This window comes from Stenotrophomonas maltophilia (assembly GCF_002799245.1).
GTDB classification, from domain to species: domain Bacteria; phylum Pseudomonadota; class Gammaproteobacteria; order Xanthomonadales; family Xanthomonadaceae; genus Stenotrophomonas; species Stenotrophomonas maltophilia_S.
Genome location: NZ_NEQV01000005.1, coordinates 133,611 through 153,632, shown reverse-complemented (window position 1 = coordinate 153,632; position 20,022 = coordinate 133,611). Strand labels below are relative to the sequence as shown.

Sequence of the window (20,022 nt, the reverse complement as noted above, 5' to 3'; positions counted from 1 at the left end):
GTCAGTTCGCCTTCCTGGCGAGGTCGGAGGCGATCTGGGCAGCGATCGCCGGATGGGTGCCGGCAACGTCCTGGGCAATGCGCTGCAGGACGGTGCGAGCGGTGAGCTCGCTCAGCTCGTGGCTGCCGCGGTAGTCGACCATCGTGTCGCCTTCCGGCGATCGCAACATGAAAGCGACGCTTACCAGTTGCCCTTCATCAGCGGCGGCCACCAGCATCGACAGCAGGTCGACCAGCTCGACCGTGGTGGGTTGGTTCCGCTCGCGGCGGGAAACGCTCATGCAGTTCTCCAGTTGTCGTTGTCGGCGCCGCGCGATTCGCCGACGCGGCGGCCGCTGCTGCTGACGTAGCCCTGGGCGACCTGCCGGAACGCGTCGGCAGGGTTACTGGCCCAGTTGTGGAATGGGAGGTCGGAATACGTTTCGGTCTTCTCGTTCCAGACCTTGGTGTAGCGGCGCAGGGCCTCCAGCCCGCCGCGGCCCTCACCGGCCTTGGGCGGGCCGCACCGGACCCTGTCGAATCGGCAGCGCGGCAGGATGTTGCGGACCATTTCGATGCCCTCGGTGATGTCATTGATCCGGGGCACTACCACGATCGGCTTGACCCCCAGCTTGCCAGCGACCTGCACCCGATTCTCGTTGGCGGACCAGTCCTCATTGGCACCGTCGTGCGGCCAGTAGTGCTTGCCGTACAGGTAGCCACGCTCCTTCAACACCTTGGCGTAGTGCGCCACGCCAAAGCCGGAGTTTTCGTAGAAATCGACGAAGTCCAGCCAGGGGCCGTTCTCCTGCATGAACCAGATGCTCGTCGCGTCGCTGCGGCCGATGTCCCAGAAGGTGTGGATGGGCACCTGCGGGTTGATCGGCAGGTCGGTGATCCGTCCGCTGCTGTCGGCGGCGGCCATTTCCTTGCCGTAGTACGCACCTTCGGTGCTCGCCTGGAAGGCCTCTTCCGGCGTACTGGGGTGCTCGCGCTTCATCTTGTCGCGCTGCTCGGCCGCCTTCTTGACGTACCAGGCCTTCTGCTCAGGCCGCAGCGTGTAGTGCATCTCCGCCTCGACCTTGGCGAAGTAGGCCTCATCCTCGGCGGTGAGCGTGACGCCATCCGGGTCGAGCTCGTTGATCGGATCCCGGAACCACGGATAGAAGTGGAAGCGGTAGTCCATCGCCGTCAGCTTGGCCGTGCCGGCGCGGATCTGCCGGTCCAGCTCGATCGCTGTCTGGCAGCGCTCGTAGAAGTCGCCTGCGGCACCGTAGGCGGTCGACTCGATCACCACGATGTTGCCGGAGGCGATCGCGTTCAGTGCACCGGATGCCACCTCTCCCGCCCGCTCCGGGTACATGGCGCACATCGGGCCGTACTCGGAGATATGCAGGAACGTCAGCGTGCCGCCACGGTGGGACACCGAGACCTCGATGCTGGAGCCATTGGCCAGCTCAAGAACGCCGTCGCGCATGTCCCGGCGGACGGCCGGCCGGATCTTCTTCAACCAGTCCGGCAGGTTGTCGTAGGCGTAGAGCACCTTGCTGCGGAAGAACTTAGCGGCGTCCCCGGCGGTGTGGGCGACCACGCCGGCCTTGGTGTTCTTCTTGAACAGCGCCATGTCCAGGGCCCGGATGCAGGCCCAGGTCGTGATGCCGTGCTGGCGCGACTTCAGCGCCAGGTTGAGCGTGTGCAGGTTGTCATCGAGGTCCGCCTGCACCTCGTTCAGCTTGAACTGCACCCGCCGACCGAACTTGTCGGTGATGTAGTACAGGTTGTTCAGGCGCCACCACCGATCGCCCAACTTCTCGATGATTCGGCTGGCGTCCTGGTCGCTAAGTTCCTCCACGGCTTACTTGCTCCGCGAGCTCGAAGGCCCGGGGCCGGTGTCGGACCCATCGATGAGATCCATCACATCGCCAAGGATCCGCGTCTGGCTCTCGATCGGGCCACCGTTCTTGCCGGTGTGCTCGACCTTCTTGGCGAACATGCCGAAGTGCGTGCCTAGGGTCTTCACCGCGTCAAGGCGGCTGACCAGCTTGATCTTCTTGGTGAGGCCGACCGCACGCCGCTCGTCGCCTCGCCCTTCCCATTCTTCGAACACCTCCACGCCCTGGACCAGGCTGGCCTCTTCTGCCGTGAGCTCGCTCATCGGCTTCAGGTTGCCGTGCTGATCGAACAGGGTGCGGATGTCACCCAGCGCCATGAACGCCAGCCGGGCCAGCACCGCTTCCTGATCGACCCGCTGCGACAGCAGCAGCTCTTCCTTCCTGCTGGCCAGGTAGGCCTGCACCTTGGAGTTGGCCAGCAGCCTCGCTGCGGCAGCACTGGCCGCGGCGCCGGTGGCCTTGTAGCCGGCGCGTACGTAGGCGGCCGTGCCATTGAAGTCGACCAGGTACTCGTCCGCGAACCGCCGTTGCTGGTCCTGCAGGCCCGTCGCCGGGTCAATCTTTCCGGCCACTGGCGGGGTTCCTCTCAGATTGGATCAAAGTTGCACTGCGGGGCCGTCACCTACCCCGAGCGGGAGCTCTACGCTGGACGGCCAGTTGAACCGGGACGGCTGAGGCAGCAGCGCCTGCACCTGTTCCCACGTCTCGATGTTGGCGGGCGGGTTTACCACCAGCGCTTCCAACGCCTGATTCACAGCGTCGCGCCACGCGACCATCGCACGGGCTTCGAGCCGATAACGCTCCACCCCACTGTCGAAGTAGCTGCAACAGCTTTCGACCGTGTCGTACCGGCGCTCCTGCACGAACTCCGTCATCCACTTCCATGCGGCTGCACGAATGGCGCGGTAGTGCTCCGGCGAGTGCAGCTCGTAGGGCGGTGGGATCGGTAGCGGGGTGCTCGTCTCCAGCCATTCTGTCGGCCACAGGTAATGACCGCGCGGGATGAAAGCGCCGGTTTCGATGCAGTACAGCACATCTGGATTTGCGGTAAGCCGGTACATGTCAAAGCTCCGCGTCAGCAGTCCAGTGACCTTGAAGGTTGATCTGATTACTCGCCACGGTGCTTGCGAAGACGTAGAACCCGCATTGCCCTGCGCCTGCAACTGTTGCTGCGCGTTGTGACGATGCGGCATCGTCAGTCATGAATCCGCCAGACCCGCCGTACTTCGGATAGATAGTTACAGCTGGTGTTGCACGCATCGGTGAATCGAAAGCAATCTGTATGCCGCTGCTGTAAGAGGCGTTCGCAAGAGTCTGCAACAGGATCACGAACAGGCCCTGCCCTGAATTAGAACCCGGAGCGACGTCAAGATCGTAGCTCTTGCGGAAGTACCTACGACACATCAGCAGTTCCAGCGCGTCGGGGCGGGTGTCGAACGGAGTGGCCAAAGAACCATTTTCCAGTTGCGCGTTTGCGATCCAGTAGGTACCGCTGCGCTGGCCCAGAGATGCCGTAACCGTGTTGTAGTCAGACCCTGCATCGAACCAAATCTGCAAGATGAGGGAGTTGGACGCGCCGATAGTTTTACCGGAGACAGAAGGGATTGCGAAAGTCGCGGTGATGGTCTGCCAACCGGCAACCAGGGAGAACTTTTGTGCGGTTGTGTTGACCGCAGCACTCCCGTTGACGCCGAAGTTCTGCGCAATATTCACCGATACCTGACTGACGGCCTGCGAGAAAATACGGACCGAAAAAGTCACGTTCTTACCGGAAGACGTACGAACGTCTTCAATGTGCTGGCGGACGAACGCGATGTTCCCGCTACCTGCGACGCTGTTGACGATCACGCGCTTTGCATATCGTGCTGGAGGATCAAGGCTGCCGTCATTGATAGCCATCGCGTCGACCTGAGTGGACGAACCGATGCTCCATGTCTCCCAGCGGTCAGCCACGTAGCGCCGCGTTGCGCTGGCCGGCGAGGTAGTTGCGCGCTGCCAATAGCGGAAGTCGCCGTTGATCAGCAGATTCCGCCCGCCGTACCCCTCGATGAGGGTACCGGCCAGCGTATCCGCTGCGGCCAACTCTTCGACGCGGGCCGTGTCCTGGTTGAGGATCAGCGGGGTGCGGGTGGCCATCAGGTGGTCGCCTGAACGGTGAACGTGCCACCAGCGCGCAGGCCGATCGTCATCGCGTAGGTCGAGGTCAGGGCGACGTTGAACACTCCGCCAGCCCGGAGCCCGACCGCGAGCTGCAGCGGAACACCGATCAAGATGTCATCGGCGGGCAGCTCCCTGGTGCGATTGCTCGCATCGAGGACGAGCGGACGGCGCGCAGCCATATCAGGCCCGGACCACCGGATTGCCGATCTCGGCGTTGATCTCGCCTACGTCGGTGGCCACGCCCAGGATCTGCAGGATGTGGCCCGCCGTGGTGCTGCCCGATGCCAGCGGCACTACACCGCCGGGGGTGGTGTGGCTCAGCACGTAGGTCGCGCCCGGGGTAAGCCCCGAAAGCGAGCTGTTCGGCCCTTCGAAGTACACGGTGGCGTCACTGCCGATGGCGCCGACGCCAGCGCGCACGAAGCCATGGGCGCGCTTGCCTGCGTTTGCGGCGCTGGCATCAGCCTTGCGCACCTTGGCCGTGCCGGCGTCGTCCCAGATGTTCACGTAGTCGCCGGCGGCCAGTACCTCGCTGGCCGGGTAGATCTTGGTGTCTGCGCCAATGCCAGCCGGCAGCAGCGAGTCGTCGAAGCGGCCATCCGGGCCCAGGGCCGCGATCTTGCCGGCATCGGCAGCACCAGCTGACGCGGTGACGCCTTCGACCTCAGTGGTGATGTTGTTCTTGAGCTGCAGGGTCTTGTCGGCCATGGGTTCAGATCCGCGCAATGGGTGAGTCGAAGTCGATCATCAGGGTGGTGGCGTTGAGCGCCCGGCCAACGCACAACAACCAGCCGGTGGTGCCCGGGGCTTGCGTGAGCGCGCCGTCGGTGCCGCACCACACCGCGCCGTCGCGCCAGGTCCAGCTGGCTTCCTCGATCGTGCCGGCCAGGCGCACCGCGACCTCGCCGCTGTTGGCCGACTGCAGGGCGATGCCAATGCAGGCCTGCGCGTGTTCCAGCACCGCCGTGTCCGGGTGATAGGCCTTGCCGTTGTCCAGGCGAACCACGCGGTGACCATGGATCGGCTGGCCAACTGGGTACGTCGCTTCTGGCGAGGTGCCGGCCGGACCGGCCGGGCCCTGCGCGCCGCGCGCTGCAACCTCGACCGTCCGCGTGTCTGCCTGGATTGCCTCGACCTGTGTCGGGCGGGCCGTTGCGACGATCGGTGTGCGGGGATCGCGAATGGCGACGGCACCGCGGCGCTCGACCACGATCACGCGGGCCGCGCCCTCGCTGGCTCGAATCACAGGCATCAGCGTGTCGTCTCGCCCTGGACCGTGACCTTGCCGGCCACCAGCGGGATCACGTACTCCGGATCCGCGCCCGCCGGCTTGAACAGCTCCAGGCTGTAGCAGTGCTTCACCTTGCGTGCGTTCGCCGGGTTCAGCACCTCGGTGGCCACCGCTGGCACGGTAATCGAGACCATCCCGTCCAACGGATCGGCAATGACCAGCGAACCGGCCGCGGTACTGAGCTCCATGACCAGGGTGTCGGCCTCGGTCAGCCCGAACTGGCCCGCCAGCGTCCGCACCTGCATCCGCGCCTGGTAGCCGGTCAGGTCGAACGGGCTCCCATCCGGGTTGGTGTAGGTGAAGTCGTCCTCCCAGGTCGCGCCGCGCACGACCGTGAGGCTGAAGCTGGCGGGCGTCCGGCTCACAGGGTCAGCTGGGCGTGCAGTGCGTTGACGAAGTCGAGGGTCTGCGCAGCTGCGTCTCGCCTCTTGAACAGGTCTTCGAGCAACGGGGACGCACCGACGGCACGTCCGGTGGATGCCTGGGAGTCGGGCTTCGCCTCTGCCAGCGCCGGCGCGAGGCGAAGCGCCAGCTGCTCGACAGCGATGTGCAGATCCTGCTGGGCCCGCGCCAAGTCCTTCACGGCGGATTCGATCGGGGTCTGCGGGTCCGCCAGTGGGGTTGTGCCGGCTTGCTGGTTCAACATGCTGCTCTCCTATGGCGTCGGGATGGCGATCAAAGCTGGATTACGTTCTTGGCGTCGAGCCGGCGCAGGCACTGTTCGCAGGCCTTCCGTCGCACGTCGCAGGTGCGGAGCTTGTCGGCCAGCTGGCCGACCACGTCCCCGCCGATGCTGTCCCAGGCGTCCGCGGCGGCAGGATCGGCCGTCACACGCACGCCGGTGTCTTCGCCGGCGTCGACGCACGGCCGGAAGCACATCGCGTCGCACTGCGCCGGCACACGCTGCAGGTGCTGCGTGCAGCCCACCAGCAGGATCAGTGCCGCGATCGGGAGAGCCTGGCGCAGCTTCATGGCGTCAGCGCTGCGGCCAGTGCCAGCGGCCGGGGTGGCTGCCGGATTCCTCACTGGCCTCGTCACGGCTGGTGACCCACAGCACGTCATTACCGTCCAGGAACACCTGGGCGTTGACCTGGCCGTTCGGCTGGACCGCCACGACCAGGGCGGGCAGCACGTCGCCGGCGGCTGCCCGGTTGCCGACGTGGGCCTGTGCACCGACTGGCCAGGTGCTGTCGAGCAGCCGCTCCTGCATGGACGGACCGTCGGTCCGGCGCGCATTGATGCGCAGCGCGTCGGTGTCGCTCAGGGTGTAGTGGACGATCCGTCCGATCGAGGGCTTCTGGGTCACTTCCCGGTCCTGCTGGTCGGCCCGAGGGCCTGGTTGATGGCGTCGACCCGGGCCTGACCCGGGGCGCAGTTGGCTGGCAGTGGCTGCGCTGCAGCTGCCGCTCGGTAGATGGTTCTGGTTCGCTCGCCGCGTGCAGCGATCGCCTCGAGCCGCTGCAGCAGCTCGGCGCTGTCGGTCTGAGCCTGGCGTGCGATCCCGGCCGTCACCTCCAGCGTGTCTTCGAGGGTCGCGGCGCGAGCTGCAGCTGCAGCCTCACGGCGATCGCCGTACTGCCTGACGTTGAGCCAGAGCGACATGGCCAGCAGGCCGGCCAGGATGGCCACCCACTTCCAGGCTGCCCACCAGGCCCTGATCGCCGACCTGGTGATCACTGCAGGCGGCCTTGGCAGGTGGCCATTTCCCACTGCCGGCGATCGATGATGCCGCCGCACTTCGAACGCCACTGCGGAAGCGCGCAATCGCGCTTCACGCCGTCGATCCTGACGAGCCGCCACTTCCACATTTCGGTGCATGCGGCCTGGCGCTCGCCGGCGTTGAGCCGCTTCGCCGCGGTGCTGGCACAGAAGGCCGGCGTGCCGATGTTGTAGGCGAAGTGGCCCCAAGCCTTGATCTCATGGAATTCGAACTCACCACGGACGCACTGCCCCATGTGGCCGAGCATGGTCCGCACGTAGGCCGTCTCCAGCCTGGTGCACTCGTCGTCGGTGTAGCGCTTGCCCTTCACCACCGCCGGGCCAGTGATGCCGGCGCAGACAGTCAGGATGCCGGCCGAATCGTAGTACGGCGTATATCGGCGCCCTTCGTGCGCTGAGTCGTTCGTGCCCAGGGCAGCGACGAGCGCTCCGATCAACGCCAGCGGCGCGGCGGCGAAGCCGACGCGTTGCTTGGTGCTGAGCTTGGTATCAGCCACGGCGGCGGATCCACGCCCAGAATCGCTTGGCGTTGCCCATGCGGGCGGTCCACCAGGCCGACCAGTCACCCCAGTTCTTCACCATGACGGTGAAAGTCTGGACGATGGTGAAGATGATCGTGCCGATCAGGGCCCAGTCGCTCAGGGTGTAGCCCGGCGAGTAGGTTGCAGCGGTGACGCTGACGGCCGCTCCGATCTTCGAACCTGCGACCGCCAGGTCCGTCGTGATCTGCTCTTTGATGCTCACCGCGGTTCCCCCAATGAAAGGAGGCCGGCATGGCCCACCACTACCGCGGTTGCAAGGTCGCGCGGACACCAGCGGCGCGTCTCACGACGGCCTATGTGCTGGCTTGAGTGGTGGCCATGACTACCGGCCGTTTGGTAGCGGGAGGTGGATTCGAACCACCGACCTCGTGGTTATGAGCCACGCGAGCTGCCGGACTGCTCTACCCCGCAAACAAGAAGGCCGCTGATCGACCAGCGGACTCCCACGTCCTGGTCAATCAACGGCCTTTGAATGGAGGCGCCCATAAGAACGCCCACTGTAGGAATTCAAACCTACTTTCGGTTCCCGAGGCAACTGCGGTTCCTCATGAGGAAGATTTCTTCCTCATGAGGAAACAAGTGAGGTCAGCTAGGTGAACGTTTTACGCGCCGGGGCCACGCTCCAGCAGCGCCACAACGAGCCCACCTATCATCGACGTGTAGATAACCGACGTGCCGATGGCCACCAATGCCGCAGTGCGCCGGTGGGCGAATGTTCCCCCTAGGCTCCACCCCGCACCAATGCAGATCCTCAACGCCAGAAAGGCAACGGCAATCGCTACCACGTAGTTCAGTCCCGGAATTGGGAACAACCGAGCCGGCGCAGCGAACATTGCACCGGCTGCGGTCACCAAGGCGGCAGTGATGGCCAGGGCCTCACCAAACTCGTACCACTTGTCCTTTCCGCTCAACGATCTACCCCTGTCGGCGCAAGCAATGGGCGCAGCCATGGGACTGACCATCAGCCCCTAACAAACCTTAACAAATGTGATAATCCCGGCCAATACAGGGAGGGTGTCGCAATGGTTGAGACCGTACTGGGCATGACCGATCTTCAGATCAAGCTCTTCACTGCAATCGGCCAGATCCTCGTGGCTGCAGCAGTCGGCATCATCGCCTGGCGCCAGTGGCGGACGGCGAGGAACAAACTTAAAGCTGATTTGTTCGACAGGCGATTCACGCTCTTCCGCAACCTCGAAGATGCGCTCGACGTCGCTATGACCGTCAGCAAGCGTCAGGAAGGTTTAGAGGAGCTTGAGTACTACGCCCGGGAGGTGAAGTGGGTGTTCGGCAAGTCTCTCGAGAAGAAGCTCCGGGAACAGGTGATCAAGCCAATCAAGGAACTCGTCGATCTTGTTTCCAAAGCGACTGAGCAGAGGAGATTGGAGAACATTGCCAAAGCCGCGAGGGCCCCTTTCAACGACACTCAGCTTCGAAAACTGAGAGAAAGGATTGCGACCATACGCAAGACTATAGAGAGTTCCCCGGGCAAGCTGCGTACCCTCTTTGATGAACAGCTCACCCTTAAGCACTAGCGCCGAGGGAGCTATCGGTCCGGCACAACCCATAGAGCGTTTCGGAAGCCCCGCCTGCCACCGTGAAGCGCTTCCTGCAGGGCAGCGCTGGCGCACTTGTGGGCCTTGATGTAGTTGCCCTTGCGCATCTTTGCCGACTTGGCCAGGCCAGCGAACGGCTGGCGCCGCTCCGGCCACACCAGTTCGTGGGCTGCGTCGTAGATCACCAGGCGAAGGCGCCACCGATCTGCCGGCTTGCCGAGATCCAGCGGCCGCGGGCGCATTGCGCGCACGTCCTTGGCCACCTGGCGGTAGGCAGCGAGGGAGAGCCTTGCGATCGCAGCGGGGCCCATCCGCGTCGCTACAGCCAGCGCGGTGTGCTTCTCCAGCGGGTTGCGCATGTAGCCGACCGCGCCGGCGATGTCGCTGCTGCCCAGCGGCGCCAAGGTACTGCGCCCCTCCACTGGCATACGGTAGCTCCCGCCAACCAGCAGGCGCGACAGCAGCTCCAGGACATCGCCCTTGCCCTCGTCATCGAATCCATCCGGGGCTGCGCCGCGGCGCCGCTGGCCTGCACCGTCGTCCGCCGGCGGCGGAAGAACCGGTGCACGGCGGCACCAGGCATCCAGCGCCGCCGCCAGGGCACCGGCAGGATCCTGGCCAACGAACACGGCTGAGGATGCCCCGCAGCTGCAGCACTGGATCTGTGCGCCACGCGGGAACAGGCCAGTCGGGGCGGTACCACAGCGGCCACACCGGACTGGCGCGCTGCTATCGAAGATGGCTCCCTGCGACCCGCAGTGCCGGCACTGGAACTGTACGAGCTGCGACTCCCGGCCAGGCCAGCACACCCTCGCCTTGCCGTTGCAGTTGGCGCAGGACGGGATCTTCTTCCCATTGAGGAACGCCACTTCGAGCTCGCGTGCGGCAGCGAGCGCGGTGGTACCGACTGCAGTTTCGTTCATGGCGTCTGTTCCAGGGTCTTCTTGGGATCCGCTGCAGCGCGCGCGGCGCGCGCCTGGGCCAGCACCTGGGCATAGGCCTCGGGGTGCTGGACCTCGAAAGCAGGGAGGGTTCCGCGGGCCCATTTCCCGCCGCCCAGTTGCTTCAGCCATCCGTCGGTCGCGCAGAAGCGGCGCGGATCTACGCCATGGGCCCGGACACCCTTCGCCGTCGTGAAGCCATCGAGCTCGAGATCTGCCAGCACCTTCAGCGCGCCGACCTTCCAGGGCGTCAACTGCAGCGGCGCCGGCACACCTGCGGCCACTTTCGGCACAAACTCAGGCAGCTCACAGCGCCTGGTGGGGTTCCAGTCGAACCATGCCGTGGGCCCCCACTCGCGGAGATCGCCGGATGCCCGGTCCCATGGGGCGGCCTGGTGCAGGCCATGCCGATGCACCTCGCGCTGGATCTGCTGCCCGGGCTCCGTCTTCCACCGGCCGGTGCAGCTGTCCGGCACCAGGACCTGCACACCTAGCGCATCGAGCATGCGTGCAATGCCGTAGTTTGCTGCCGTCGTACAGGGAACCAGCACAGCCCTGAAGTCCGGGCCCCGCTGGTCGGCGTTGCTCCAGTGCGCCGGCAGGATCTGGTCGGCCACCTTGGCGTTGAGCTGCAGCTTCGCCTCGATGCCGAGCTGGTGCCCGGTCGCCTTCCACACAGCGAGGATGTCGAAGCCTGCCGTCTCGGGGTAGATCTCCCAGCCGTCAGTCGCGGTCAGACAGTCGATCAGGCACGTGCACAGGGCAGCTTCGGTCGGGAACCGCGCCTTCAGCTCCGCAGGTTTCATTGGCCCTTCCTCTTGAATGCCTTGGCCATGCCGTCGTACTTGACGACGTCGGCGACCAGTTGCGAGTCCTGGGTGGAGCGGGCGGCGCGCTCGGCCTCGCAGGTCGGTACCGGCAGCGCGCGGAGCTCGGCAAGCCGGGCACGTGCCTGGTTGACCTTGTCCTCGGCCCAGAGCGCCTTGGTCGCGAATGGCCGGTCCTTCGCAGGGCGGTCGACCTTGGGCGGTCCGCCCGCCGAGCAGCGCCGTTCGATCTCCCGCAGCAGGTCGGTGGTGGCCACCGCACTGAGGTCGACGCCGGTACCGCCTAGGCGGCCACTGGATCTCCAGCCGCTCATGCCAGCAACACCTTGATCGGGTAGTGGTGCTCCACTTCGCGCTTCTTGATGCGGAATTCCTTCGTCTCCCGGCCCTTCACGTCCACGAAGTCGACATGCCCGTCGCGCAGGAACACCAGGAAGTCCAGGACGTACCTGGTGCCGCCGGGTAGGTGGATCGGTACCTGGCGCAGCCAGAAGTGCACCTCGCCGGCCTGCTGGCGCAGTTTCAGCTGCTCGTAGTAGCGGGCCTCGCGCTTCGAGTCGAAGCGGATCCCGTCCACCGTGGTGATCACATTGCCGTACTTCGGCCGCTTCTCCACCGGTGCGCGCGGCTGATGGTCGGCCGGCCCACGTGCAGGTGCAGCCTGGCCAGCCTTGTGCACCAGCTGCTGCATACCCTGCGGCATGTCCTCAATTCGGTTGTAGCGGAGCCCACGGTTGCTCATTGGCCACCGTCCTGCGGTAGACCGAGCAACCGTGCAGCGCGCGCTTCGAACGCCTCCAGCTGGTTTCGAACCCGGAGCTCGAACGCCGCATGTTCCTTTGTCACGTCCGCCAGCAGCGCCGCGCACTCGGCCTGCAGGAATGCCAGGCGCTGATCAATGGTGATCTGGCGGAGCTGGGTGCCCTGCCCCGCCATCGGTGACGCGGCAGCCAATGAGGCCGTGCTCCTGCCCGGGGCCGATGGCTGCAGGACCCGCGCCTGGCCAGCTGCGATCGACCAAGTCGGCTCGGCACGCCCATAACGGCGATTCGCCCTGTCGTCGCCCTGGGTGACCAGTTGCTCGCCGAGCATGCCACGCAGTATCCCGGCCACAGCGGCTGGGGTGATCGCTGCGCATTCCCTGGGGTGGCCCATGGCCAGCGCCAGGGTCGTCATGGCCTCGTGCACTTCGGAGGCCGTCATCGGTTCGCTGGCCTCCTGCAGGGCATACAGCACCTGCGACCGGTGGTAGCTGCGCAGTTGCTCCTGGTCGATCATCGATCCAGCCCTGCCGCTGCCATCTTGCCCGTCGCCGGCGGATGGTCGTCGTTGCCTGGCTCTGCAGATCCCTTGCCGAAGATCTCCGCGATCTCGCGCTCAGCACGGCGGAGTGCTTCAGGGCTGGCCGGTACCGGCGTGGCCACAGCGGCCTGGCCCAGGACCGCCACCGGCTCGTCCGGCAGCTGCCCGCCGCGCATCACGTATTCGCGCGCCTGGTCGTAGGCCTCCCGCAACAGGCGATCGCTCTTGTCGGCACTCGATGTGCGGTAGCGATGGCCGTCCAGGTACTGCCACACCAGGCGCGTGAAGCCGTCCCGGCGGCCGGTGTCGTTGCGGACAGCGGCGAAGCTCGGCACACCCAGGCAGCGCAGCCGGAACTCCGGCAGGGTCGGTGGCCACGGGTCGGCCGAGGCGATGCTCGAGCCCAGGCCCGCGGCCAGCTGGTCCCCGGTGAGCCCGGCAAGCCCTTTCGCCCAGGTAGCGGCAGCGCCGCCGCTGGGATCCTCGCCGTAGGCGCTGGTCCAGCGGTAGCCGTAGATCTCAGCCATGCGCACCCACAGCGTGCGCGTAGCCCGGGCCGTCAAGGGCGCCTGCTGTGCCGGCGGCGGCGTCTGCCTCTGCAGCGGCGTCACGGAGCTCGTCTGCCTCTGCGCGACGTCGGACTCGTTCGGCAGCAGAGCCTGAATTGTTGGCATGGTCGGTCCCCTCGGGTTTCGGTGTTACGGGCAGTGCCAGGCCTGCAGCCATCGTCTGGCGCAGGGAGCGATTGAGGTCGTGGCCGTCGGCCGTGAGCTGACGGAAGCGCGGCTGTAGTTCCAGCCAGCTGCTGATCGTCATCGGCTTGCCCAGCACACGGCGGTGCCGCACGAACCTGGCCAGGACTTGCGGGTCCAGACCCGGCGGCAATCGGGGGATGCCCATCAGCTCGCGCTTGACCTCGTCGTCGCTGAGCTGCGGCACCACCGCATCGTCGTCGCGCGCCTGCGCGTTTGACGGTTCAATGACCTTTACTGACCTTTCATGACCTTTAGGGTCCGTCTCGCGGACCGGTTGAGTACGCGAGACGGACCGGTCAGGTCCGCCAGACGTACCGGTCGAGTTCGCGAGACGTACCGGTCGTTCTTGCGCACCGGTACTTCCCGCGTACCGGTCGGAGCCTTCAGTCTCTTCCAACCCGTCCGTATCGCGTACCGGTTCGGCATTCGTACCGGTCTGCGTGCCGGACCGGTCTACACCTTCGCCGTTCTCCGACCGGTCCGTCGGGCGAACCGGTTTGGATGCACGCCGTGGCTTCGACGCGAACACCTCTGGGTCCAGGCGGCCAAGGTTGAGGCTGTACCGGTTGCTGTACTTGGTGCCGCCGGCATCACTGCCGCCGCGGCGGATGGTCAGCACCTGGTTGTCTTCCAGCCACGCGATCGCGCTGAGCAGCGCGGTCTTGCTCAGGCAGGTCTTCTGGATCAACGTGGTGAATCCCGGATAGGCCATGCCGAAGTCGTCCGCGTGCCACGCCAGCGCCATCAGCAACGCCTTTGCGGGCGGCGGCATCTGCAGCTTCCAGCAGAGCTCCGTGATTTTGTTGCTCATTGCGCAGGCCTATCCCGTTACGGGCAGCCCACGCTTTGGACGGCGTTGCCCCTGATGGGCGCGCTCCAATCGCTCGGGCTGGTGCTGAACTGCGCGCGACCCTGTCCATGGATGGCACCTGGGCGCGGCTCCGGCGCGGGCGTGTTGAGGCGTTCCAGCTGGCCGGCGGCGCGCTCCACGGCGGCTGCACACTGCGCCTGGACGTCGAGCAGCTGCTGCATCAGCTCCTGCCGGCGGTGCTCGGTCGGGATCGAGCGGACCTCATAACCAAGATCCGCGGCCATGGCCAGGAAGAGCTGGTGCCGGCCGAAGCGGCGCATCAGCGCCCACAGCTCGCCGATCTTGAAGAACTCGGCCTTGTTCGGGTTGAGGCAGCTGTTGAACTTGGCAACAGCGCTGGTCCAGTCCTTCAGCTTCTCCTGATCCCAGAAGCCGTTGTCCAGCAAGAACTGAATCATCGCGTTGCGGGTGTGTGCGTCGACATCGCACGTGGCCTTCAGGGCCGCCAGTGCGTCCTGCAGCCAGGTTTCATCGATCCAGGGCATGGGAGTCCTCGGTAGTAAGGGCGGGTCCTCCGGCTGGCAGAATGGCGGTGCAACCCAACCCAAACACCAACCGGAGACACCCATGGCAGATTTGCAGCAACTTGCAATTGACTTTGACGGCTTCCAGCACCGCGTCCGCGGACAGTTCGAGGCGGTCGCTCAGGACATGCACGTACTCCATGGTGAGAAGGCAGCCATGGACCTATGGATTCATGCGCTGATCGCTACTCATCCAAACCCAGCCGCTCTGAAGGCTCGGGTCCAAGACCTTGTCGGACAGGTAGAGAAAGCGGGTACGCCAGACTGGGCGGTTCAGAGACGAGATTCCCTGACCCGGATGCTTCAGCGGTATGGCGCCTTCTTCGATCAGATTCATCCGGGGGTCTGATTTCCCCGGAGTTGTCGTCGAAAACCGGCGCCCAATGCCCTGGTCGACTCGGATCTCGAGTTTCGGCGGTAAACACCAGGTCCGATGCGCCGACATGCTTGTCGGCCATCGGCTTGCAATCGCCAGACATCACTCGGCACCTCCAGATGAACGTGGCACACCCTTGTTCGTAGGCATCAGTTGCCGACTACTGACAGAATCGACCCCCGCCCAAAGGACAATCTCCCCCATGACCCCATCCGAGCTGGAAGCCCGGTTCGCCCAATACGACGAACGAATCGCCGCCTTGGAGGCTGAAAAGCAGGCGAACAGCTGGTTCACGCTGGCCGTCATTGGCAGTCATCCCGACACAGAAATGCTGCTGGAGGTGGTTCGCGCCGCCATCCAAACACTGCGCGGCAAAACCTCGCCCGAAGCCCCAGCCGGCGTGGCCGCTGCGACCGTGCTTCGCCTGTTGGAGATCGAGCGTCAGATCCTGAAGGCGCAGCAGAGCCGCCAGGAGCTGGCGGAGGCGGCGGAAGCGGAGCGGCTGTTGGAACAGCAGCGCGCTGGTTCTGAGCAGGAACGCTAGACGCCGGCTGCCGCTGCTCCAGCGCGCGCACTCGGCGCTCCAGCGCTCCGATGCGCTTCAGCGCCGCGGTCATGACGGTCGGCGTGCTCGCAGGCAGCGCGTTCGACCGGCCTGCGGTATTGCGGCCGCTGTTCATCGCGCCCCCTTACCGAACACCACCAGAAGGCGGCCCCAGAATCCGACCGGCGGCGGCGGCGCTTTCGTCGCGGTCCGCATGGAATCTTCGTGCTGCTGGACGCGCCAAGCGCTGAGGTCGTCGACCTGGCGCTGGAGGTCCCGGACCTGGTTGCGCAGCGCGCGCAGCTCACGGATCTCACGCCCGTGGCCTTGGCCCTCCCCTTCGCGAGGATTGCTGAGGTGTCGACGGGCCATCAGGCTGTCTCCAGCGGAACGATGCGGCCGGCGTCCACGTCGCCGCTCGGTTCGGTGCGCTGTTCCATAACCGGGTCCATAACCGGGTCCATAACCGGATCGGCCTGCGCCACCACTTCGGCCAGGCCGCCCCGCTCCAGGCCTTCGAAGGCGTTCAGCGCCTCGATGAGCTGCTGCAGGCTGGCGATCGTCGGGTTCGTGATCTGCCCGTGCGCCAGCTTTGTCAGCCACGAATAGCCGATGTCCGGGTTCTGCCGGGCGATCTCGGCGTACTTCCCTTCATGCGCACGCAGGCGCACCACGGTTTGATGCAAGAGGGTATCGGCGTCCATGGGCAGTTTTGTAGCAAACTTTTGCTCAGATGAAAAGCAATACTTTGCCGACCCTGATCAATATCCTGCTCAGGTGGCTAATGATTCCTCCCGCACCCTCGCCGACAACGTCCGCCGCCTGATGGAAGCGGCTGGGGACACGCAGGCGAAGGTGGCCAAGCGCGCCGGCCTCGCCCAGCGCAGTGTCGGGAACGTAGTGACCTACGGCACGACCCATGAGACCAGCCCGACGTTGCGGACGGTGGATGGCATAGCTGACGCATACGGGGTGCCGGTCTGGATGCTGCTGCTCGACCAGGTCCCCCTTGAGGTCCTACAGTCGCCTGAGTTGGCTCGACTTATCGACAACTACATCAAAGCCCCTGCCTCTGCTCGTGCGAACATTGATCGTGTCGCAGATGCCGAAGTCAGGTACGCCGAGATCCCGGGCGTTCCTTCACGAAAAACCGGGTAGTCGACATGGAGGTGACCCGTGCGAATCCTCACCTTGGTTGCCGCAACGTCACTGGCCTTGAGCGCTTGCTCGGCCACGACGGGATCTTCCTCGGCCGACTGCGTCAATCGATACTCCGTTGCCGCGAAGAGCAATGAAGGGTCACGGGTTAACCTCAGCTTCTGCCGCGAACTTCATGAAAATCAGCCTGAGCCCCAGAGGCGTAGCTTCCTAGAGTGCGCCATCCCTGCTGCCGGCGCCGCCGGATCGGACACGGGGGTCAAAGTCGCATTGGCGCAGTGCAATCGTCAGACTGCCGCAACTCGAGAGCCTGCTGAGGCAACGCGCCGACAGCCGGTCATGACGCCTGTCGTAGGCAACCCATTCGCGCGCGATGTCCCTTCCGACGCCTTCGGCGCAACGGACCGCGAACTCGCGCGGAAGCTCGGCATGACGTTGCCCTCCCCTGCCTCACCGGGTGAGGTACGGGAGACGCGAGAGCGAATGTTCTTGGCCCTCCCGGAGAACAGCAATATCTCCGCGAGCGACGCGTCCTTTTCGGCATGGAAGGAGGCACAAGGCCGTGCGTTTGACGAGGCCCTGGCCCAGCGGCGGCGACTGGATGACTACCAGCTGATGGAAGCGGCCAGAGACCGATCTGTGGCAGCGAGATAGCATTAAGCAAACTTTTGCTTGACACGTTAAGTTTTGCGCAATATTTTGCTCACCATCCCAAGCACGGATGGTTGAGCACATGTCTGCACTGTCTTCGTCGCTGTACCTGGCACTGGGGGCTCTCGGAGCCACCGGCCTTGGCGCCTTCTTCTCCCCATCGTCCCCTTCCACAGACGAACCCGGCCAGGCCGTCCGGGCACCAGCTGCGCTGGTGATCACCAGCCCGCGCATCTGCGCGGCGCTGGAGGTCTACACCCTGGCCAACGAGAACGACTGGGGCCTGCGCACCACCATCGCGCAGGCAGTGCTCAACGGCTTCAACGATGCCGGCCGCGTGCCGGACTGTGCCTCCGGCGTCTCCGCCGCGCTGGCCAAGGACTTCTCCCCCTACCGCTGGCAGCTCGCGCTCGACGCCGTCGACGCGGTTGTCGTCGGCACCTACTCCGTTTCCCCCGACGCCTGCGCCCGGGCCAATACCGTCGTCCCCCTGTCGACGGAAGCCACCTCCCCAGTGGTGGCCCGGGCGCGGTGCGTCATCTATGACCTGGCTTTCGTGGAGGTGCACTGATGGCCTTCACCGAACGCCGCTGCCGCATCTGCGGCTGCACCGAGCTGCAGGCCTGCCGGGGCGGCTGCTCCTGGATCGACAAGGATCTCTGCAGCAGCTGCGGCGAGGCTGCCAGCCATACCGCGCCCGTCATCATGGGACAGCGCCTGCTGATCGCCGGCAGCAGCATCAAGCTCAGCCGCACCGAGACCGTGGTGATGCAGGTTCTGGTCGCGGCCCCGGATCGCCTGGTGGAAGTCGACGCACTGCATGCCGCGATGTACCCGGGCAGCAAGCCGCCGTCGCGGGAATCCAACGTCCTGCAGGTGCTGGTATCGCGCGTGCGCCGCAAGCTCGCTGCCGCTGGCCATAAGCACGCCATCGAGACCATCCGCCTGCGCGGCTACCGCTTCGTGATGCCCCAAGGCGGTGCCGCATGAGCGCCCCTGTCGATGTGCTGGCAGTGATGGATCAGGCGATAGAGCGCGAGAAGGGCGCAGGACAGGCCTACGTCGCGCAGGAGGCCGCCCGCGCCGCAGTCGCCGAGCTGATCGCGGCCGACGAGGAATACAACCGTGCACGTGAGGCGTGGTTGGGCTGGCCGGCAAACCATGACGAGTTCCAGGCTACCCGGGATGCGTGGAAGCGCCGCCTCGACGCCTTGGCGCGTGTCAAAGGCGGTGCAGCATGAAGGCGGAGGACATCGTCGCCGAGGCCACCGCAGTGCTGTTCCGACGGGTGCTGGCGATTGGTGGCACGGCCGGCTTCCTGCTGGGCGTGGCGGTAGGCCTCGGATCCCGGGCGGTGCTGTCATGAACTCGGTGACCATGACCGTCGACGCTGAGATCGACCTCGACGACCTGATCGGGAACCTGAGTCCTAGCAGCAGGGAATACCTCGCCGGCCTCCTGAAGGTTGAAGGCGAAGCCGCGCGCGCACCAGATGGCCGCACCTTCGAGCAGATCATCGAAGCCGCCTTCAACGAGGTGCGCACCATGTCCCCGGTGCCGCCGGCGCTGGCCGACCTGTTCTGGGTGGTGCACGGGAGGGCCATGTCATGACGGCAGACCTGCACCTGCTGGGGCACGGCGTCGACGCGATCCTGCAGCACGACCTGGACCGCATGCCGCCGGCAATCACCCCCGCGGCGCGCGTGCAGCGCTACCAGCGCGCGGTGTCGACTGCACCGCCGGACCAGTGGCGCGCGCTGCGGATCCGCTTCGGCACGATCTTCCAGATCGCCTGGAGCGCGGGCATGAAGCCGGACCTGGCCACCTGGGCGCGCAAGTTCCAGCGCATCGCCGAGGCCTGCCGACCATGAGGCTCTTCCACGTCCATATCCCGGGCGTGGCTGGACCGCACAGCGTCATCGCAGAAGCCGAGCAGGCCGCGATCGACGACGCGCTCTACACCTTGGGCCTTTCCGAGCTGCCCGAAGGCAGCAGCGTCACCTCTGAACAGACCGGAGACACCTGATGTTCTTCCGCAACCTCACGATGTTCACCTACCCGCAGCTGCAGATGTTCGACTGGCAGGACGGCCTGCAGGCGCGCGCCTTGAAGCCGGTGGGCCCGCTAGAAATGTGCTCGGCCGGCTTCATTTCGCCGTTCGGCCGCGAAGAGAAGGAGCTGCTGTCGCACGAAATCGGACGCTGCATGTGGATGGCCATCGGCGCCGAAGAGAAGATCCTGCCGCCGGCGGTGGTGAACAACCTGCTCGACCTCAAGCTGCTGGAGATCGAGGAACGCGACGGGCGCCGCCCCGGCGGCCGCGAACGGAAGCGCATCAAGGACGACCTGCTGCACGAGCTGCTGCCTCGTGCCTTCGTCCGCCCCTCCCGCACGGATCTCTACCTGGACCACCAGCGCGGCGTTGTGTTCGTCGACACCAGCAGCCGTAAGACCGGCGAGGCCGCCATGAGCCAGCTGCGCAACGTGGTCGGCAGCTTCCCCGCCCTGCCCTTGAATGCCGAGGTTTCGCCGCGGGCGATTCTTACCGGTTGGGTTGCCGGTGAAGCCCTGCCCGACGGCCTCAGCCTGGGCGAGGAATGCGAGCTGCGCGATCCGGTCGAGGGCGGCGCAATCGTTCGCTGCCAGCACCACGAACTGCGCTGCGACGAGGTCGACCTGCACCTGGAGACCGGCAAGCAGGTGACCAAGCTCGCCCTGGTGCTGGACGACCACCTCTCCTTCGTCGTCGGTGACGACCTGATCGTCCGAAAGCTCCGCTTCCTGGACGGCGCAGTGGAGCAGCTGCAGCACGGCGACGAGGACGGCAGGCGCGCCGAGTTCGATGCCCGGTTCGCCCTGCAGATCGCCGAAGTCGGCCGGCTCTATGACCTGGTCCGCGAGCACTTCCGCCTCACCACCTACGCATGAGGTCCCT

38 protein-coding genes and 1 tRNA gene are annotated in these 20,022 nt (G+C 65.6%); 12 read left to right on the top strand and 27 right to left on the bottom strand.

What is annotated here, in order from left to right:
• Nucleotide 1: 1 nt before the first annotated feature.
• The 17 genes from B9Y64_RS15675 to B9Y64_RS15595 form a co-directional block, all read right to left on the bottom strand.
• Nucleotides 2-280 carry a hypothetical protein gene (locus tag B9Y64_RS15675; RefSeq protein ID WP_100441502.1) on the bottom strand — a complete coding sequence of 93 codons (279 nt, stop codon included), beginning with the start codon at nt 278-280 and terminating at the stop codon, nt 2-4.
• On the bottom strand, nt 277-1,830 hold the full coding sequence (locus B9Y64_RS15670; protein WP_100441501.1) for a DNA packaging protein: 1,554 nt from the start codon (nt 1,828-1,830) through the stop codon (nt 277-279). The genes B9Y64_RS15675 and B9Y64_RS15670 overlap by 4 nt, the downstream gene beginning before the upstream one ends.
• Nucleotides 1,831-1,833: 3 nt before the next feature.
• On the bottom strand, nt 1,834-2,442 hold the full coding sequence (locus B9Y64_RS15665) for a terminase small subunit (RefSeq protein ID WP_100441500.1): 609 nt from the start codon (nt 2,440-2,442) through the stop codon (nt 1,834-1,836).
• A gap of 24 nt (nt 2,443-2,466) precedes the next feature.
• Nucleotides 2,467-2,931 (bottom strand): hypothetical protein, encoded by a 465-nt coding sequence (locus B9Y64_RS15660; protein WP_100441499.1) that lies wholly within the window; start codon nt 2,929-2,931, stop codon nt 2,467-2,469.
• Nucleotide 2,932: 1 nt separating this feature from the next.
• Complete coding sequence (locus B9Y64_RS15655; protein ID WP_100441498.1) at nt 2,933-4,006, bottom strand: hypothetical protein; 1,074 nt, start codon at nt 4,004-4,006, stop codon at nt 2,933-2,935.
• Entirely contained in the window at nt 4,006-4,209 is a 204-nt protein-coding gene (locus B9Y64_RS15650) for a hypothetical protein (RefSeq protein WP_100441497.1), read from the bottom strand. The genes B9Y64_RS15655 and B9Y64_RS15650 overlap by 1 nt, the downstream gene beginning before the upstream one ends.
• A 1-nt stretch (nt 4,210) precedes the next feature.
• Entirely contained in the window at nt 4,211-4,738 is a 528-nt protein-coding gene (locus tag B9Y64_RS15645; protein ID WP_100441496.1) for a hypothetical protein, read from the bottom strand.
• Nucleotides 4,739-4,742: 4 nt separating this feature from the next.
• Entirely contained in the window at nt 4,743-5,282 is a 540-nt protein-coding gene (locus tag B9Y64_RS15640) for a hypothetical protein (protein ID WP_100441495.1), read from the bottom strand.
• Nucleotides 5,282-5,686, bottom strand: coding sequence for a hypothetical protein (locus tag B9Y64_RS15635; RefSeq protein WP_100441494.1), 405 nt, complete (start codon nt 5,684-5,686; stop codon nt 5,282-5,284). Before B9Y64_RS15635 ends, B9Y64_RS15640 begins: the two co-directional genes overlap by 1 nt.
• A complete protein-coding gene (locus B9Y64_RS15630) occupies nt 5,683-5,967 on the bottom strand; it encodes a hypothetical protein (RefSeq protein ID WP_100441493.1) in 285 nt (94 codons plus the stop codon). The genes B9Y64_RS15635 and B9Y64_RS15630 overlap by 4 nt, the downstream gene beginning before the upstream one ends.
• Before the next feature lie 29 nt (nt 5,968-5,996).
• On the bottom strand, nt 5,997-6,293 hold the full coding sequence (locus tag B9Y64_RS15625; protein ID WP_100441492.1) for a hypothetical protein: 297 nt from the start codon (nt 6,291-6,293) through the stop codon (nt 5,997-5,999).
• A gap of 4 nt (nt 6,294-6,297) precedes the next feature.
• Nucleotides 6,298-6,627, bottom strand: a complete 330-nt coding sequence (locus tag B9Y64_RS15620; RefSeq protein ID WP_100441491.1) for a hypothetical protein — start codon at nt 6,625-6,627, stop codon at nt 6,298-6,300.
• Nucleotides 6,624-6,950: a hypothetical protein gene (locus B9Y64_RS15615; protein ID WP_157804530.1), complete on the bottom strand. Its 327-nt coding sequence runs from the start codon at nt 6,948-6,950 to the stop codon at nt 6,624-6,626. The genes B9Y64_RS15620 and B9Y64_RS15615 overlap by 4 nt, the downstream gene beginning before the upstream one ends.
• Nucleotides 6,951-6,994: 44 nt before the next feature.
• Nucleotides 6,995-7,537: a lysozyme gene (locus B9Y64_RS15610; RefSeq protein WP_100441489.1), complete on the bottom strand. Its 543-nt coding sequence runs from the start codon at nt 7,535-7,537 to the stop codon at nt 6,995-6,997.
• A complete protein-coding gene (locus B9Y64_RS15605) occupies nt 7,530-7,784 on the bottom strand; it encodes a hypothetical protein (RefSeq protein ID WP_238379914.1) in 255 nt (84 codons plus the stop codon). Before B9Y64_RS15605 ends, B9Y64_RS15610 begins: the two co-directional genes overlap by 8 nt.
• A 132-nt stretch (nt 7,785-7,916) precedes the next feature.
• Nucleotides 7,917-7,993, bottom strand: a tRNA-Met gene (locus B9Y64_RS15600).
• Nucleotides 7,994-8,184: 191 nt separating this feature from the next.
• Nucleotides 8,185-8,532, bottom strand: a complete 348-nt coding sequence (locus B9Y64_RS15595) for a hypothetical protein (RefSeq protein ID WP_157804529.1) — start codon at nt 8,530-8,532, stop codon at nt 8,185-8,187.
• Nucleotides 8,533-8,604: 72 nt separating this feature from the next.
• On the opposite strand from B9Y64_RS15595, the gene B9Y64_RS15590 reads away from it, so the two are divergent.
• The gene (locus B9Y64_RS15590; protein WP_100441486.1) at nt 8,605-9,117 is read left to right on the top strand and encodes a hypothetical protein; all 513 of its coding nucleotides are present in this window, start codon (nt 8,605-8,607) and stop codon (nt 9,115-9,117) included.
• Nucleotides 9,118-9,128: 11 nt separating this feature from the next.
• Here B9Y64_RS15590 and B9Y64_RS15585 read toward each other — a convergent pair whose 3' ends face one another.
• The 8 genes from B9Y64_RS15585 to B9Y64_RS15550 all read right to left on the bottom strand — a co-directional run bounded on the left by B9Y64_RS15585 (nt 9,129) and on the right by B9Y64_RS15550 (nt 14,319).
• Nucleotides 9,129-9,767: a hypothetical protein gene (locus B9Y64_RS15585; RefSeq protein WP_238379913.1), complete on the bottom strand. Its 639-nt coding sequence runs from the start codon at nt 9,765-9,767 to the stop codon at nt 9,129-9,131.
• 290 nt (nt 9,768-10,057) lie between these two features.
• The gene (locus B9Y64_RS15580) at nt 10,058-10,885 is read right to left on the bottom strand and encodes a hypothetical protein (RefSeq protein WP_100441484.1); all 828 of its coding nucleotides are present in this window, start codon (nt 10,883-10,885) and stop codon (nt 10,058-10,060) included.
• Nucleotides 10,882-11,220, bottom strand: coding sequence for a hypothetical protein (locus tag B9Y64_RS15575; protein ID WP_100441483.1), 339 nt, complete (start codon nt 11,218-11,220; stop codon nt 10,882-10,884). The genes B9Y64_RS15580 and B9Y64_RS15575 overlap by 4 nt, the downstream gene beginning before the upstream one ends.
• Nucleotides 11,217-11,609, bottom strand: a complete 393-nt coding sequence (locus tag B9Y64_RS15570) for a DUF1064 domain-containing protein (RefSeq protein ID WP_238379912.1) — start codon at nt 11,607-11,609, stop codon at nt 11,217-11,219. Before B9Y64_RS15570 ends, B9Y64_RS15575 begins: the two co-directional genes overlap by 4 nt.
• A gap of 35 nt (nt 11,610-11,644) precedes the next feature.
• Nucleotides 11,645-12,184, bottom strand: coding sequence for a hypothetical protein (locus B9Y64_RS15565; protein WP_100441481.1), 540 nt, complete (start codon nt 12,182-12,184; stop codon nt 11,645-11,647).
• Nucleotides 12,181-12,735 (bottom strand): hypothetical protein, encoded by a 555-nt coding sequence (locus tag B9Y64_RS15560; protein ID WP_100441480.1) that lies wholly within the window; start codon nt 12,733-12,735, stop codon nt 12,181-12,183. The genes B9Y64_RS15565 and B9Y64_RS15560 overlap by 4 nt, the downstream gene beginning before the upstream one ends.
• A complete protein-coding gene (locus B9Y64_RS15555) occupies nt 12,728-13,774 on the bottom strand; it encodes a helix-turn-helix domain-containing protein (RefSeq protein WP_100441479.1) in 1,047 nt (348 codons plus the stop codon). The genes B9Y64_RS15560 and B9Y64_RS15555 overlap by 8 nt, the downstream gene beginning before the upstream one ends.
• A gap of 17 nt (nt 13,775-13,791) precedes the next feature.
• Nucleotides 13,792-14,319, bottom strand: a complete 528-nt coding sequence (locus B9Y64_RS15550; RefSeq protein WP_100441478.1) for a hypothetical protein — start codon at nt 14,317-14,319, stop codon at nt 13,792-13,794.
• Nucleotides 14,320-14,401: 82 nt separating this feature from the next.
• Here B9Y64_RS15550 and B9Y64_RS15545 point away from each other — a divergent pair, with 82 nt between their 5' ends.
• Complete coding sequence (locus B9Y64_RS15545; RefSeq protein WP_088475871.1) at nt 14,402-14,707, top strand: hypothetical protein; 306 nt, start codon at nt 14,402-14,404, stop codon at nt 14,705-14,707.
• A 229-nt stretch (nt 14,708-14,936) separates the two neighbouring features.
• Nucleotides 14,937-15,278 (top strand): hypothetical protein, encoded by a 342-nt coding sequence (locus B9Y64_RS15540; protein ID WP_088435592.1) that lies wholly within the window; start codon nt 14,937-14,939, stop codon nt 15,276-15,278.
• 132 nt (nt 15,279-15,410) lie between these two features.
• Here the strand turns inward: B9Y64_RS15540 and B9Y64_RS15535 are convergent, their stop codons facing one another.
• A complete protein-coding gene (locus B9Y64_RS15535; RefSeq protein ID WP_088475872.1) occupies nt 15,411-15,650 on the bottom strand; it encodes a hypothetical protein in 240 nt (79 codons plus the stop codon).
• A complete protein-coding gene (locus B9Y64_RS15530; protein ID WP_100441477.1) occupies nt 15,650-15,982 on the bottom strand; it encodes a hypothetical protein in 333 nt (110 codons plus the stop codon). The genes B9Y64_RS15535 and B9Y64_RS15530 overlap by 1 nt, the downstream gene beginning before the upstream one ends.
• Here B9Y64_RS15530 and B9Y64_RS15525 point away from each other — a divergent pair.
• The 9 genes from B9Y64_RS15525 (at nt 15,981) to B9Y64_RS15490 (ending at nt 20,015) form a co-directional block, all read left to right on the top strand.
• On the top strand, nt 15,981-16,436 hold the full coding sequence (locus tag B9Y64_RS15525) for a helix-turn-helix domain-containing protein (RefSeq protein ID WP_157804528.1): 456 nt from the start codon (nt 15,981-15,983) through the stop codon (nt 16,434-16,436). The two genes, B9Y64_RS15530 and B9Y64_RS15525, sit on opposite strands and share 2 nt — an antisense overlap.
• Before the next feature lie 733 nt (nt 16,437-17,169).
• Nucleotides 17,170-17,658 carry a hypothetical protein gene (locus tag B9Y64_RS15515; RefSeq protein WP_238379911.1) on the top strand — a complete coding sequence of 163 codons (489 nt, stop codon included), beginning with the start codon at nt 17,170-17,172 and terminating at the stop codon, nt 17,656-17,658.
• The gene (locus B9Y64_RS15510; protein WP_100441473.1) at nt 17,658-18,077 is read left to right on the top strand and encodes a helix-turn-helix domain-containing protein; all 420 of its coding nucleotides are present in this window, start codon (nt 17,658-17,660) and stop codon (nt 18,075-18,077) included. Before B9Y64_RS15515 ends, B9Y64_RS15510 begins: the two co-directional genes overlap by 1 nt.
• The gene (locus B9Y64_RS15505; protein ID WP_100441472.1) at nt 18,074-18,328 is read left to right on the top strand and encodes a hypothetical protein; all 255 of its coding nucleotides are present in this window, start codon (nt 18,074-18,076) and stop codon (nt 18,326-18,328) included. The genes B9Y64_RS15510 and B9Y64_RS15505 overlap by 4 nt, the downstream gene beginning before the upstream one ends.
• Nucleotides 18,325-18,453: a hypothetical protein gene (locus B9Y64_RS22420; protein WP_265350044.1), complete on the top strand. Its 129-nt coding sequence runs from the start codon at nt 18,325-18,327 to the stop codon at nt 18,451-18,453. Before B9Y64_RS15505 ends, B9Y64_RS22420 begins: the two co-directional genes overlap by 4 nt.
• On the top strand, nt 18,450-18,698 hold the full coding sequence (locus tag B9Y64_RS15500) for a hypothetical protein (RefSeq protein WP_157804527.1): 249 nt from the start codon (nt 18,450-18,452) through the stop codon (nt 18,696-18,698). The genes B9Y64_RS22420 and B9Y64_RS15500 overlap by 4 nt, the downstream gene beginning before the upstream one ends.
• Nucleotides 18,695-18,958 carry a hypothetical protein gene (locus tag B9Y64_RS15495; RefSeq protein ID WP_100441470.1) on the top strand — a complete coding sequence of 88 codons (264 nt, stop codon included), beginning with the start codon at nt 18,695-18,697 and terminating at the stop codon, nt 18,956-18,958. The genes B9Y64_RS15500 and B9Y64_RS15495 overlap by 4 nt, the downstream gene beginning before the upstream one ends.
• Nucleotides 18,955-19,113 (top strand): hypothetical protein, encoded by a 159-nt coding sequence (locus B9Y64_RS22005; RefSeq protein WP_154344339.1) that lies wholly within the window; start codon nt 18,955-18,957, stop codon nt 19,111-19,113. Before B9Y64_RS15495 ends, B9Y64_RS22005 begins: the two co-directional genes overlap by 4 nt.
• Nucleotides 19,113-20,015 carry a recombination-associated protein RdgC gene (locus B9Y64_RS15490; protein WP_100441469.1) on the top strand — a complete coding sequence of 301 codons (903 nt, stop codon included), beginning with the start codon at nt 19,113-19,115 and terminating at the stop codon, nt 20,013-20,015. Before B9Y64_RS22005 ends, B9Y64_RS15490 begins: the two co-directional genes overlap by 1 nt.
• Nucleotides 20,016-20,022: the final 7 nt, after the last annotated feature.